This window comes from Streptomyces sp. NPDC088246 (assembly GCF_044741025.1).
In the GTDB taxonomy this organism is placed as follows: Bacteria; Actinomycetota; Actinomycetes; order Streptomycetales; family Streptomycetaceae; genus Streptomyces.
This window is the reverse complement of record NZ_JBIURV010000005.1, coordinates 232,823-246,090: the sequence shown is the minus strand read 5'-3', so window position 1 is coordinate 246,090 and position 13,268 is coordinate 232,823. Positions and strand designations below refer to the sequence as shown.

General features: G+C 68.8%; 10 protein-coding genes and 2 tRNA genes. 6 read left to right on the top strand and 6 right to left on the bottom strand.

Annotated elements, in window-relative coordinates; all coding sequences use genetic code 11:
- The first annotated feature begins 126 nt into the window (after positions 1-126).
- On the top strand, positions 127-531 hold the full coding sequence (locus ACIPEK_RS10390; protein ID WP_383076889.1) for a cyclic nucleotide-binding/CBS domain-containing protein: 405 nt from the start codon (positions 127-129) through the stop codon (positions 529-531).
- Positions 532-605: 74 nt separating this feature from the next.
- On the opposite strand, the gene ACIPEK_RS10385 is transcribed toward ACIPEK_RS10390, so the two are convergent.
- Positions 606-2,057: a catalase gene (locus tag ACIPEK_RS10385; RefSeq protein WP_401993275.1), complete on the bottom strand. Its 1,452-nt coding sequence runs from the start codon at positions 2,055-2,057 to the stop codon at positions 606-608.
- 161 nt (positions 2,058-2,218) lie between these two features.
- On the opposite strand from ACIPEK_RS10385, the gene ACIPEK_RS10380 reads away from it, so the two are divergent.
- The 4 genes from ACIPEK_RS10380 (at position 2,219) to ACIPEK_RS10365 (ending at position 5,683) form a co-directional block, all read left to right on the top strand.
- Positions 2,219-2,638 (top strand): Fur family transcriptional regulator, encoded by a 420-nt coding sequence (locus tag ACIPEK_RS10380; RefSeq protein WP_093900545.1) that lies wholly within the window; start codon positions 2,219-2,221, stop codon positions 2,636-2,638.
- Positions 2,639-2,832: 194 nt separating this feature from the next.
- Positions 2,833-3,642, top strand: a complete 810-nt coding sequence (locus ACIPEK_RS10375) for an ABC transporter ATP-binding protein (protein ID WP_401993271.1) — start codon at positions 2,833-2,835, stop codon at positions 3,640-3,642.
- The gene (locus tag ACIPEK_RS10370) at positions 3,639-4,508 is read left to right on the top strand and encodes an ABC transporter permease (protein ID WP_383076883.1); all 870 of its coding nucleotides are present in this window, start codon (positions 3,639-3,641) and stop codon (positions 4,506-4,508) included. Before ACIPEK_RS10375 ends, ACIPEK_RS10370 begins: the two co-directional genes overlap by 4 nt.
- 32 nt (positions 4,509-4,540) lie before the next feature.
- Positions 4,541-5,683, top strand: a complete 1,143-nt coding sequence (locus tag ACIPEK_RS10365) for an ABC transporter substrate-binding protein (protein ID WP_401993267.1) — start codon at positions 4,541-4,543, stop codon at positions 5,681-5,683.
- 63 nt (positions 5,684-5,746) lie between these two features.
- Here ACIPEK_RS10365 and ACIPEK_RS10360 read toward each other — a convergent pair.
- From ACIPEK_RS10360 to ACIPEK_RS10345, 4 genes are all read right to left on the bottom strand, one after another.
- A tRNA-Met gene (locus tag ACIPEK_RS10360) sits at positions 5,747-5,820 on the bottom strand.
- An 81-nt stretch (positions 5,821-5,901) separates the two neighbouring features.
- Complete coding sequence (locus ACIPEK_RS10355; protein ID WP_401993264.1) at positions 5,902-8,052, bottom strand: sel1 repeat family protein; 2,151 nt, start codon at positions 8,050-8,052, stop codon at positions 5,902-5,904.
- 213 nt (positions 8,053-8,265) lie between these two features.
- Positions 8,266-8,339 (bottom strand) — tRNA-Met (locus ACIPEK_RS10350).
- A 52-nt stretch (positions 8,340-8,391) separates the two neighbouring features.
- On the bottom strand, positions 8,392-11,322 hold the full coding sequence (locus ACIPEK_RS10345; RefSeq protein ID WP_401993471.1) for a UPF0182 family protein: 2,931 nt from the start codon (positions 11,320-11,322) through the stop codon (positions 8,392-8,394).
- Positions 11,323-11,450: 128 nt separating this feature from the next.
- Between ACIPEK_RS10345 and ACIPEK_RS10340 the strand changes: the two genes are divergently transcribed.
- Complete coding sequence (locus tag ACIPEK_RS10340) at positions 11,451-12,020, top strand: PPA1309 family protein (protein WP_266358114.1); 570 nt, start codon at positions 11,451-11,453, stop codon at positions 12,018-12,020.
- A 30-nt stretch (positions 12,021-12,050) separates the two neighbouring features.
- Here ACIPEK_RS10340 and ACIPEK_RS10335 read toward each other — a convergent pair whose 3' ends face one another.
- Positions 12,051-13,139 (bottom strand): PDZ domain-containing protein, encoded by a 1,089-nt coding sequence (locus ACIPEK_RS10335; RefSeq protein ID WP_401993260.1) that lies wholly within the window; start codon positions 13,137-13,139, stop codon positions 12,051-12,053.
- Between the last annotated feature and the right edge of the window lie 129 nt (positions 13,140-13,268).

The window sequence follows — 13,268 nt, the reverse complement described above, 5'->3', positions numbered from 1 at the left end:
ACGCCCCTCGGATGATCTCGTCCCCCCTTGTTCCGGTCACGCATCGGTGCAAGTCTGAGAGTCCCCCCGCTTGTGAACTTGTGAACCGGCTCACGCAGTCGCTTCACGAAGGAGGTGGCTCTCTTCATGCTCGTCCGTGACGCCATGAGCACGCTGGTCCTCACCATCGGACCGACCCATACGCTCCGCCAGGCCGCCCGGCTGATGTCGGTCCGCCGCATCGGAGCCGCAGTCGTCCTCGACCGGGACACCAGCGGGCTCGGCATTCTCACCGAGCGCGACATCCTCAACGCGATCGGCTCCGGCCAGAACCCCGACGTCGAGACCGCCGCCACCCACACCACCACCGATGTGGTCTTCGCCGCGCCCACCTGGACCCTGGAAGAGGCCGCGGAGGCCATGACGCACGGCGGTTTCCGCCATCTGATCGTGCTGGACGACCACGGGCCCGTCGGTATTGTCTCGGTCCGCGACATCCTGCGCTGCTGGGCGCCCACCAGGCGCCGCCACCACGCGGAACTCGTCGGCTGAGCCCCCGTGAACGACCGGTGGGCCGGTCCCCTCCGAAGAGGGAACCGGCCCACCGTCGACGACAGGCGTCCTTGTCAGCCGCGCAGGGCCTGGACCGCGGCCTCCAGACGCTTGCCGAAGTCGCCGTCCGCCTGGCGGAAGTTGTTGATCGCGCGCTCGGCGATGTCATCGCGCGACACCTTGGCGATGAACCCGGCGAGGTTGTCGATCAGCCGGGCCTTCTCGTCCTCGGAGAAGAGCCGATAGAGGTTTCCGGCCTGCACGAAGTCGTTGTCCTCGGCATGGCTCGGGGCCTCGTGCGTGCCGATCTCACCCGTGACGGAGGTGGGCTCCCACAGGGGCCGGTCCGTCTGGGCCGGGCCACCGAAGCTGTTCGGCTCGTAGTTCTTCGCGCCCTTGTGGCGGCCGTCGTACAGGTAGCCGTCACGGCTGTTGGTGCGCGCCTCGGTAGCGTGCGGGCGGTTCACCGGCAGGTGGTCGGCGTTGATGCCGACGCGGTAGCGGTGGGCGTCGCCGTACGCGAAGAGACGGCCCTGGAGCATCTTGTCGGGGGACGGACCGATGCCCGGCACGAAGTGGGCGGGGCTGAAGATCGACTGCTCGGTCTCCGCGAAGATGTTCTCCGGGTTGCGGTTGAGCTCCAGCTTGCCGATCTCGATCGGCGGGTAGTCCTCGTGCGGCCACACCTTGGTGAGGTCGAACGGGTTGAAGCGGTACGTGGCCGCCTCGGACGCGGGCATGATCTGGACCTGCACCGTCCAGGACGGGAAGTCGCCGCGCTCGATCGCCTCGCGCAGATCGCGCTGGTGACTGTCCGGGTCCTCGCCGGCGAGCTTGTTGGCCTCGGCCTGGGTGAGGTTCTTGATGCCCTGGTCGGTCTTGAAGTGGTACTTGACCCAGAAGACCTCACCGGCCTCGTTGTTCCACTGGTACGTGTGCGAGCCGTACCCGTTCATGTGGCGCAGCGTGGCCGGGATGCCGCGGTCACCGAAGAGCCAGGTCACCTGGTGGGTGGACTCGGGCGACAGACCCCAGAAGTCCCAGACGTTGTCCGCCTCCTGCGAGCCGGTGTACGGGTCGCGCTTCTGGGTGTGGATGAAGTCCGGGAACTTGATGGCGTCCTTGATGAAGAACACCGGGGTGTTGTTGCCGACGAGGTCGTAGTTGCCCTCTTCGGTGTAGAACTTCAGCGCGAAACCACGGGGATCGCGCACCGCGTCGGCGGAGCCGAGGTTGCCCGCAACGGTGGAGAAACGCAGGAACGTCTCGGTCTGCTTGCCGACCTCGGAGAGGAACTTCGCCCGGGTCCACTGCGAGACGTCGCGGGTCAGGGTGAACGTGCCGTACGCACCGGCGCCGCGGGCGTGCACGATGCGCTCCGGAATGCGCTCGCGGTTGAAGTGCGCGAGCTTCTCCAGCAGCGACTGGTCCTGCACCAGGACCGGACCGCCGACGCCCGCGGTCTGACTGTTCTGGTTGTCGGCGACCGGCGCGCCGGCCTCCGTGGTGAGCGGTCCCTGCGTCACGTGCGCCTCCTGCGTCGTTCCTGCACATTCGTCATGTCCTGCACAGCCTGTCCCTTGGCGTATGCCGATCCCGATCCTACAATGGACATTGTCCAAGTCAAGCGAACATCCAAAGTCACACCCGTTCGGGACCCGGTCCCCCCACTGTTAGGCTTGTTCCCATGAGTGACCTGTTGGAACGACTTCGCGGACGCGGCTGGCGCATGACCGCGCAGCGGCGCGTCGTGGCCGAGGTCCTCGACGGGGACCATGTGCACCTGACGGCTGACGAGGTCCACGCCCGGGCCGTCGCCAAGCTGCCCGAGATCTCCCGCGCCACCGTCTACAACACCCTGGGCGAGATGGTGACGCTCGGCGAGGTCATCGAGGTCTCCACGGATCGCCGGGCCAAGCGGTACGACCCGAACGCACACCGCCCCCACCACCACCTCGTCTGCGCGAGCTGCGGCACCATCCGCGACGTGCACCCGGCGGGCGACCCGCTCGCGGACCTGCCGAGCGACGAGCGGTTCGGTTTCACGGTCTCCAATGTCGAGGTGACTTACCGCGGCATCTGCCCGAACTGCGCCGCGACGACCTGAGTCCCGCCACGGAAGGCCCCGGTGCGAGTATCCCGCGCACCGGGGCCTTCCGCATGAACACTCACAGGGGATGACATGCATCCCCCCAGCACGCGCGCGCCCCCTTCCCGAATCTGACGGGTAGTCATATCGTCTGCGGCGATCACGTCCGCCCCGCGGCGGATCCGCACCTCGATACGCGCGAGGAGAGACCCGTGGGAGATCCGCACCCGCCCCCACCCACAACCGCAGCCACCAGTCCCAAACTCCGCGCCGACGCGCTCACCCGCTCGTTCGGGCGCGGCGCCAAGGTCCTGTCCGCCCTCGGCCCGCTCGATCTCTCCGTCGCACCGGGCGAGTTCACCTGCATCGTCGGCCCGTCCGGCTGCGGCAAGTCCACGCTGCTCAGGATCGCCGCCGGACTGCTCCGCCCCAGCTCCGGCGAGCTGTCCATCCGTACGACCTCACCCCGTCCGGCAGCGATGATCTTCCAGGACTACGGGATCTACGACTGGAAGACCGTGCTCGCCAATGTCCGGTTCGGTCTCGACATCCAGCGCATACCGCGCAAGGAGGCCGACGCCAGGGCGCGCGACTGGCTTGCCCGGATGGGGCTCTCCGACTTCGCAGGGGCGTATCCGGCCGCCCTCTCCGGCGGGATGCGGCAACGGGTCGCGATCGCCCGCGCCCTCGCCGTCGAACCCGAAATGCTGCTGATGGACGAACCGTTCGCGGCGCTCGACGCCCAGCTGCGCACGATCCTCCAGGACGAGCTGCTCGACCTCACCCAGACCACCCGTACCACCACCCTCTTCATCACCCACAGCCTCGAAGAGGCGATCGTGCTCGGGGACAGGGTGCTGGTGATGTCCGCCAGACCGGGGCGGATCATCGCCGAGCGCCGCCCGCCGTTCGGCCGGCCGCGCACCGGCGGGGTCCGGTCGGCACCCGAATTCACCGCGCTGAAGAGCGAGTTGTGGGAACTTCTGCGCGGCGAGGTGCGCAGGGAGGCGGTCCCGGCATGACCACCACAGTGAACGCCACGAAACCCGACGACGGCGTCCTGATCCGCAGACCGGGCCCGCAGGAGCTGCACCCGGTACGCACCCACCGCAGGCGCCGCGCCCTGGAACTCACGCTCGCCGTCGCCGTACCGCTGCTCCTCGTGCTGCTCTGGCAACTGGCCGCGGCGCAGTCCTGGATCGACGACCGGGTCTACCCCGCCCCCTCCACCATTCTGGCGGACGGCTGGGACCGGGCGGGCGCTGGTGAACTGTGGCCGGATGTATGGGCCACACTCAAGCGGGTCCTCGGCGGCTATGCGATCGGCACCGTCGCGGGATACGCGCTCGGCCTGCTGATGGGCTCGCTCTCACTCGTACGGGCGGCTCTGGAGCCGTTGCTCGATGCCCTGTACGTCGTGCCGAAGCTGGCCCTGCTGCCGGTCTTCCTCAATATGTTCGGCCTCGGTGAGGGACCGCAGATCGCCCTGGTCGCCGCGACCGTCTTCTTCTTCGTCTGGATCTCCACCATGGCGGCCGTACTCGCCGTCCCGGTCGGCCACCGTGATGCCGGTCAGGTCTTCGGCGCCTCGCCCTGGCAGATGTTCCGCCATGTGCTGCTGCCCGCGTCGCTGCCCGCGGTCCTGGTCGGAGCACGAATCGCGGCAGGGGTGGCCGTGCTCGTCATCGTCGCCTCCGAACAGATCGCCGCGGCCGACGGTCTCGGCCATCTGATCTTCGACTCCCGGGCGCTGTTCCGGAACGACGTGATGTTCGTCGGCATCGTGTGTGTGGCGGTCCTCGGTGTCGTCTTCTCCGAAGTGGTGAGGATCGCCGGGCGGCTGCTCACACCGTGGGCCCCGCGCGACCGCGGCCGCAGCCAGTCCTGAACGGCTCCCCATGTTCTTCGTACGGAGGCACTGTGCGTACACATACCCCCTTCACCTGCACCGCCGTGCTCGTCACGGCATCCCTGCTCGGCGCGGCCGGCTGCGCCGGGAACGACTCCGCCGACAACAACGCCGCCGCCGCGCCACGCACCGTCAAGCCCGTCGCGGGCTGTGGCGCCGACAGCTGGACCGACCCGGCCGACCTCGCCCCCGACCGGAAACCGGCCCGCTGCGACAAGGGCGCCCCGGCGGCCCAGCCCCTGGCGAAGAAGCGGAAGATCACCGTCGCCACTGGCACCCTGAGCGCGGAGTACGTCGCTCCGCTCCAGGTCGCGGTGGCGAAGGGCGAGTTCGCGAAAGAGGGGCTGAACGTCGAACTGAAGGTACTGCCCACCCCGGACGCCCTGCCGCTGCTCGCCAAGGGCGATGTGGACGCCCAGTGGGCGGCTCCCGAGGCAGCCGTGATGAACGGCATCAACGGCGGCTTCGACATCAGGTGGGTGGCAGGGAACTTCTCCCCCGACCCCACCTCCAAGAGCGGCCTGTGGGTGCGCCTCAAGGACGGCGAGAGCGCCGATCACGTCGAGATGGCGGGCCGGAAGATGGGCACGATGATCGGCAAGGGCTCGGTCATCGCGTACCCGATGGACACCTCCCTGAAGAAGCACGGCGGCGGCCTCGACAAGATCAGCTTCCAGCAGCTCGGTTCCGCGGATGTGCTGACCGCGCTGCAGAACGGCGGCGTGGACTCGGCCTGGCTGCTCGACCCGATCTGGCGCAAGGTGGACGGCGACAAGAAGTACGCGTTCCTGGGCGGCCAGCCCATCGGCGAACCGCTCGGCGGCCTGCTCTTCGGCCCGACGCTGCTGGACAAGGACCCGGACGCGGGCGTCGCCTTTCTCCGCGCCTACATCCGGACGGTGAACACCTACTTCGCCGGCGACTACAAGTCCGATCCCGCCTTCGTCGCCGAGCTGGCGAAGCTGATGAAGACCGACGAGGCGACGCTGCGGTCGACCCCGTCGATGCGCATGGACTGGGAGATACGGAAGGGCACGACGGACCGGCTGCAGAAGGCGTACGCCGATTCGGGCGTCTCGAAGGGCACCCCGGTGCCGGAGACGAAGGCCGTCGACCGGGCGATGTACTCGGAGGCGGTCGGCCACAAGCTCTGACTCGCGCGCAGGGGTATGCGCAGAAGGCCGGATCCTCTAAAGGATCCGGCCTTCTGCTTTCAGTAGCGGGGACAGGATTTGAACCTGCGACCTCTGGGTTATGAGCCCAGCGAGCTACCGAGCTGCTCCACCCCGCGTCGTTGAACCCAACAGTACGTGACGCCCTGGACCAGCGCAAATCCGTTTCTGCGGGCCGTGCGGGGGCCGCCGCGCACCGCTTACGCGGTCAGCTCCTGATGCAGCGCCTCGCGCAGCCGGGCAGCCCGCTCGGCGACCTCCGCCGGGCCCAGTTCGACCGCCCGTGCGCACCAGCGCTGCCCCTCGGCGAGCTCCCCGCGGCGGGCGGCCAGCAGGGCGAGGCGCAGCGCGGCCCGGCCGTGCCCGTCGTTCGCGGCACGGCTCCACCACAGCGCGGCCTCGCGCTCGCTGCCCTCGCGGGCCAGCAGCAGCCCGAGGTTGAAGGCGCCGTTGCGGCTGCCCGACTCGGCGGCCTCGCGGTACCAGCGGGCCGCACTGTCCACGTCACCACGGGCCGCCGCGAGCATCCCGACACGCACCTGGGCGCGGCGGTGCCCCTGCTCGGCAGCCCGCTCGTACCACTCCTCGCACTCGGTCTTCTCCGGCATCGGCTCGCCGAGCGCGGGAGGTCCGGGCGGCGGCTGCCGCGAGTCCAGCACCCCGGCCAGCCGGAAGGCGGCCTCGGCGCTGCCACCGCCCGCCGCGCAGCGCAGATGACGCTCGGCCGCCTGCTCCTCGCCGTGGTGCAGCAGGGCCATGCCGACCTGGAGTGCCGCCTCGGTGTGGCCTGCCGCGGCGGCCCGCTCGTACCAGACCAGTGCCGTACGGTCCTCGTCACGTCCGGCGTGCAGGATGCCGAGATTGAAGGCCGCATCGACGCTGCCTGCCTCGGCCGCTTTGGAGAACCAGGGCTCGGCGCCGGTCGCGTCGCCCGCCTGGAGCAGGAGTACGGCCAGTGCATTGGCGGCCTCCCGGTGGCCCGCGTACGCGGCACGGCGGTACCACTGCTCGGCTTGCGGCGTACGGTCCTGGGCCGCGCAGAGCAGCCCCAGGTTGTAGGCCCCGTTGACGTCGCCCGCGTCCATGGCGGCGCGGTACCAGCGCTCGGCGGTCTGCTGCTCGCCACGGGCGGCGTGCAGGGCGCCCAGAGCATTGGCGGCGTTCCCGTCGCCGTCCTGGGCGGCGCGCAGCCACCACACGGCGGCACTCTCCTCGTCGCCCGCGTCACGCAGCAGAAATCCGAGCGCGCAGGCGGCCCGCGCCTCGCCGGCCTTCGCGGAGATGAGGTACCAGCGGCCGGCCTCCTTGGGCTCGCCGCGCTGTTCAAGGATGGCGCCGAGGTGCAGGGCGGCACGCCCGTGGCCACGCGCGGCGGCCTGCCGGTACCACTGCTCGGCCTCGCCCACGCGCCCGGTCGCCGGACCGGCCACGGGGCCGTCGTCCGAGCGCATCGCGGAACGGGTGGCAGCACCCAGACGACCGGCTGCGCCCGCGCCGGGTCCGGGACCCAGGCCCGGGCGGCCGAAGGCGTCGTGCGGGTCGTCGGCGGTGTTGCGGTCCAGCATGCGCGCGAGGCGGTACGCGGCCTCCCGGTGCCCCTGCTCGGCGGCGGCGCGCAGCCAGCGCTCGGCTCCGACGTCGCTGCGGTGTTCCAGCAGGTCGGCGAGGGCGTACGCACCCAGGGCATGGCCCTGCTCGGCGGACTGCCGCAGCCAGTACTCGGCGCCGGGCTCGTCGCCCCGCTCGCGGTAGTGGCGACCGAGGGCGTGCGCGGCGGCGGCGGAACCCGCGACGGCTGCGATACGCCACCAGCCGGCCGCGTCGTCGGTGTATCCGCGCTGGTGGAGGAGGACTCCCAGGTTGTTCGCCGCGGCCCGGTCGCCGTCGGCGGTAGCCGCACGCAGGTAGGGCTCGGCACCGTGCAGATCGCCGCGGCGAAGCAGCAGGGCACCGAGGACGCTCATCGACGTGGTGTCCCCGGCATCGGCGGCGCGACGATGGCGCGCCTCACTCTCGGCGCTCTCCGGGCTCTCCCGGGTCTCGGAGTTCTCCGGGGTCCCGGGATTCTCTGCAGCCTCAATGGCCCCGGCGCTCCCGGCGAACCCGGTGCTCCCCGCGCTCTCTGCACTCTCTGTGCTCTCTGTGCTCTCTGTGCTCTCGACGGTCGCGGCACACCCCACAGTCTCGGCGGTCTCGGTCGTCCCGATGATCTCAGTGGTTTCAGTGGTCTCGCTGTTCTCCGCGGCAGTAACACCAAAAGCCGCATTCATCACGCTATCCGGCCGATGAACGTGACGCTGCACAAACCGCCCTGTCTCCAACAGAGTTGCCCTGTCCCCCATAAATACCATCGTCGCACCACCTACAGCCCGCGTACCCCTGGTATATCGCGGCCAGTGAGGTCACTTCAGCGTTTTGTCGACATGCCCACAGAGAGATAAGTCAAACACGTCCGGACTCAACTCGTGCCCCGCGAACCGCACTTCACACCCACCGCACAAGAAAGTCACCGTGGCACGACGAAGGCCCGGATCCTCGAAAGGATCCGGGCCTTCGTCCATCAGTAGCGGGGACAGGATTTGAACCTGCGACCTCTGGGTTATGAGCCCAGCGAGCTACCGAGCTGCTCCACCCCGCGTCGTTGTGTTCAAACCGTACCACGACGCGAGGGCGAGCCTTTACCGAGTTACTCAGCCACCACCGCCGGCACCGGACGCTTTATCCGTACCATCCGAATTGCCCGCATTATTCGCACTGCCCGACTTGGGCTGGGCGGCCGCCGCACGCTGCAACGCGTCCTGCAGATCCGCCTGGGCCTTGCCGTAGGCGCTCCAGTCCTGCTTCTTCAGGGCTGCCTCGCCTTCCGCGTAGGCCTTCTGCGCATCCGCGATCGCCTTCTTCAGCGCCGCGTCACCGGTGGCCGGTGGCTGCGTGGTGCCTGGTGGCCGGGTGGCCTCCGAAGGCGGCTCGGTGGTGCCGGAGCCCGTCACCCCGAAGACCGCGTTGAGCGCCTCCCCGAGGCTGTTCTCGAAGACGGTCTTCGACCCGTAGGAGGCGGCGACCTTGCGCAGCAGCGGATAGTTCTGCGTGCCACCGCGCGTATACACCGGCTCGATGTAGAGGAAGCCTCCTTCGAGCGGCACGGTCAGCAGGTTGCCGTACTCGATGTCGGAGTCGGTTCCCTTGAGGTTTCTCACGAACTCGGCGACATCGTCGTTGCCGTTGAGCTCACTCTGCACCTGACCGGGGCCCTTCACCGTGCTGGTGACTCTCAACAGCCTTATCCTGCCGTAGTCCTTGCTGGCCGCATCCGCGTCCACCGCCATGAACGCCCCGAGGTCGGGCCGTCCCTTCGGGGTGAACGTCGTCGTCAGCGAGAACTTCTGGGCCGTCTGGTCCGGCATCTTTATGCTCAGGTAGTACGGCGGGACGGCGCCGGACTCCTTGTTGGTCGGGTCGTCCGGGACCTGCCACGCGTCGCTGCCGCTGTAGAACTGTGCGGGGTTGGTGACGTGGTAGCGGGTGAGCAGCTCGCGCTGCACCTTGAACAGGTCCTGCGGGTACCGCAGGTGGTCCATCAGGTCCTTGGGGATGTCGGCCCGCGGCTCCACCGTCCCCGGGAACGCCTTGCGCCAGGTCTTGAGGACCGGGTCCTTGGTGTCCCACTCGTAGAGCTTGACCTTGCCGTCGTACGCGTCGACGGTGGCCTTCACCGAGTTGCGGATGTAGTTGACCTGGTTCTGCTGGGCGACGACCGCACGCTGGTTGGTGGTCAGCGAGTCGGCCGTGGTGTCACCGAGCGTCGTACGCGAGGCGTACGGGTACCCGTTGGTGGTGGTGTACGCGTCGACGACCCACTGGATGCGGCCGTTCACCACAGCCGGGTAGGCGTCGCCGTCGATGGTCAGCCACGGGGCGACCGCCTCGACGCGCTCCTTGGGCGTGCGGTTGTAGAGAATCCGCGAGCCCTCGCCGATGGCCCCCGAGTAGAGGATCTGCGGCTCACTGAACGCCACGGCGTACGCGGCGCGGTTGAAGGCGTTGGAGAGACTGACCCCGCTGTTGCCCTGGTAGCTGGTGGTCTTCTCGCCGTCCTCCTCGTAGTCGAGCTCCTTCTGGGGCCCGCCGACGATGGAGTACTGCTCGGTCTTCTCGCCGTAGTAGATCTGCTGCTCGTACTTGCCGAGCTCACCCGTGGTCGGCAGACCGGACTCGGTGAAGTCCGGGGAGCCCTTCGGGTTCTTGCCGGTCGTCGTGCCCCGGGCCGCGATGGCGCCGTAGCCGTGGGTGTAGGTGAAGTGGTCGTTGATCCAGTTGCGCTTGGGGATGCCGTCGAGGTTGAGCTCACGCAGACCGATGACCGTGTCCTGGTCCTTGCCGGTGGCGTCCTTGTAGCGGTCCACGTCCAACGTCTTGGGGAACTGGTAGTAGTTCCTCTTCTGCTGGAGCTGCTGGAAGGCCGGGGAGACGACGTTGGGGTCCATCACCCGGTAACTGGCGGCATCGTCCGCGCCGGCGCGCAGCTTGGCGTCGTCGTTCGTCGTGCTCTTGCCCGAGTAATCGTCGACCTGAGCGTTGTCGATGTCGTACGCGTCACGCGTCGCTTCGATGTTCTTCCGGATGAACGGCGCTTCCTTGGCCTGCTCGTTCGGCTGGACCTGGAACTTCTGCACGATCGCCGGGTACAGCCCGCCGATCAGGATCGCCGAGAGCACCATCAGACCGAAGCCGATCACCGGGAGCTGCCAGGTGCGGCGCCAGAGCGTGGCGAAGAAGAGCACGGCGCAGATCGCGGCGATGCAGAACAGGATGGTCTTCGCCGGAAGGTAGGCGTTGGCGTCGACGTACCGCAGGCCCGTCCAGTTGTCCGTGGCCTTGAAGTCGCTGGACTTCACGGCCAGGCCGTACCGGTCGAGCCAGTACGCCACGGCCTTCAGCGAGACGAAGACACCGAGCAGCACCGACAGATGGCCGGTGGCCGCGCCGGTCGCCCGCGCGCCGGGGCTGGTGATGCGGAGGCCGCCGTACAGATAGTGGGTCAGCGCGGCGGCGATCAGCGAGAGCACCGTGGCCGCGAAGCCGAAGCCCAGCAGGAAGCGGTACCAGGGAAGGTCGAAGGCGTAGAAGGACACATCCAGATGGAACTGGGGGTCCTTCTGGTTGAACGCCACGCCGTTCACATACATCAGCCAGGTGCGCCACTGACCGGAGGCGGATGCTCCGGCGATCAGTCCGACGAGCGCGGTGATCGCGAGCAGCACCCACTTCTTGTACGGGGCGAGGCTCATCCGGTAACGGTCCAGGCTCTGCTGCTCCAGCGACATCGCGCTCAGCGGCGGCCGGAGCCGGTGCGCGAGCCAGATGTTCAGGCCGACGGCGATCGCCATCAGCAGTCCGAAGACGAGGAACAGCCCGATCTTGGTCCACAGGGTGGTGGTGAAGACGGACGAATACGCGACCGACCGGTACCAGAGCCAGTCCGTCCAGAACCCGGCGAACATGACGAACGCCATGGCGAGAACCGCCAGGACGCCCAGTGTCATGAGCAGGGTACGGGCGCGCCGGGACGGGCGGCCGACTCTGATCCGTGGCCCGGTCGGGCCTCCGCCGCGGTCCGGCATCTGGAAAGCCAACGTGCGCACCTCGAAGTTCGCGGGTCGTGTGAAGCGGGCCCAGCGATCGTAGAGCCCACCTATGCAACTTACTGAGGCTTTACCTAGTTCCCGTTCCCGGGGCGGAAGGAGGCAGGATGTTGGCCATGCCCAACGTTTCCCCCTCAGGCCCTCCGATGGCCGCGAGCCCCCTCACCGTCGCCGTGCTCGAAATCGACGAGTACATCTCCGGCCTCGGCTGGGACCAGCCGGCCCGGCTGTTTGCTCTCGTCGACACCGCCCGGCTGCGGACCCAGGAGCCGGGCCTCGCCGCCCAGCTCGGTCTCGACAGCTCCGACTCCCCGACCGCCTCACTCACCCCCATCGAGCAGGAGGAGCTTCCGCCGGGCACCGCCCTGGACGAATTCCTCGCCACGATCGCCTGGCCCGACGCGGTGATCGGATGCGCGATGACGGTGGAGCGGCTGATGCTGCCACCGTCCGCCGAGGCCTCCGTTCCGGAGGGGCTCAGCGATGCCCAGCTGACCAAGTGGGTCGCCAAGCACCCGGAGCGCCAGGAGGTGCGGATGACGGTGGCCGTCCTTCGGGACGGTACGCGCGAGTCGGCCGTACGGCTCCGCGAGAAGGACTCCCCGAGCGAGGTGCGGACCGGCGCCGGACTGGTGCCCGGGCTGGCCGACGCCCTGGCCGCGACCTTCGAGGCCTGACCCCGCCGCGTCCCCGCCGAGGGGACGCGGTCAGCCTGCCGAGCAGCTCGGCAGGTCGGCCGTGTCCCCCGTCCGGATCTTCTCCAGCGACTTCTTCGCGTCGTCGATCGTCTTCACCTTCACCAGCGTGAGTCCGCTCGGGGTGTCCGAGGCTGCGGCCTTGCAGTTGTCGTTCGGCGTCAGGAAGTACCGGGCGCCCGCGTCGCGCGCGCCGACCAGCTTCATGTTGATGCCGCCGATCGGGCCCACCTTGCCCTTGTCGTCGATCGTGCCGGTACCCGCGATGAACTTGCCGCCCGTGAGGTTGGTGGGCGTCAGCTTGTCGATGATGCCCAGGGAGAACATCAGACCTGCGCTCGGGCCGCCGACATCGGCGAGCTTGATGTCGATCCGGAACGGGAACGTGTGGTCCGTCCCGGCCTGGATGCCGACGATCGCGCGGTTCTCCTTGGGAGCCTTCGCGGTGGTGATGACGATCTTCCGGCTGCCCTCGGGCTCCTTGCCTGCCTTCTCCGCCGCCTGCGCCGTCTTCGCCGGGATGATCGTGAACGCGACGTCCTCGCCGGGCTTGTGGCGGGTGACGAGCTTCGCGACGTCCTCGGGCTGCTTCACCGCGCTGCCGTCGACCTGCTTGATCACATCGCCGGCGTGCAGCTTGCCCTGGGCGGGGCTGCCCTTGATGACGGTGGAGACCACGACGCGCGACGACACCGGGATGCCCAGCTCGGTCAGTGCGGCGACCTTGGCGCTCTCCTGGGACTGGCTGAACTCCTCGGCGTTCTCCTGCGTCGACTGCTGCTCGGTCTTGCCGCCGGGGTAGAGCGTGTCGTGCGGAACGACCACGCTGTCGTGGGCCAGCCAGCCGTAGACGGCCTCGACGAGGTTCATGTTGTAGTCGGCGCCGGTGACCCTGACCGTCGTCATGTTGAGGTTGCCGGACGTCGGGTACGTCTTGTGTCCGGAAATCTGCAGGACCGGTTCGCCTTCGACCTTGCCGAGGGTGTTCACGGTCGGGCCCGGAGACATCTCCGAATACGGCACGGGAATCAGCACGCCTGCGCAGAGCAGCGCGATGAGGATCAGCGTGGAGGCGAGCATCGTCGCGGTGCGGCGTGGCATGGAACGACAGTACGGGAAGGGTCTGTCAGTGCACCGTCGGGGCCGGTCCGGACGGGGCGTGGAGCCCGGCGTGGCGCCGTACCGGAGGGCGTCGGCAGCCGGCACCGCTGTGCGGATTGGCGACTGCGT

Coding starts and splice junctions, on each gene's coding strand:
- ACIPEK_RS10390 (WP_383076889.1), top strand. CDS start 127: ATGCTCGTCCGTGACGCCATGAGCACGCTGGTCCTCACCATCGGACCG.
- ACIPEK_RS10345 (WP_401993471.1), bottom strand. CDS start 11,322: ATGCCGGACCGCGGCGGAGGCCCGACCGGGCCACGGATCAGAGTCGGC.
- ACIPEK_RS10335 (WP_401993260.1), bottom strand. CDS start 13,139: ATGCCACGCCGCACCGCGACGATGCTCGCCTCCACGCTGATCCTCATC.
- ACIPEK_RS10380 (WP_093900545.1), top strand. CDS start 2,219: ATGAGTGACCTGTTGGAACGACTTCGCGGACGCGGCTGGCGCATGACC.
- ACIPEK_RS10355 (WP_401993264.1), bottom strand. CDS start 8,052: ATGGTATTTATGGGGGACAGGGCAACTCTGTTGGAGACAGGGCGGTTT.
- ACIPEK_RS10370 (WP_383076883.1), top strand. CDS start 3,639: ATGACCACCACAGTGAACGCCACGAAACCCGACGACGGCGTCCTGATC.
- ACIPEK_RS10340 (WP_266358114.1), top strand. CDS start 11,451: ATGTTGGCCATGCCCAACGTTTCCCCCTCAGGCCCTCCGATGGCCGCG.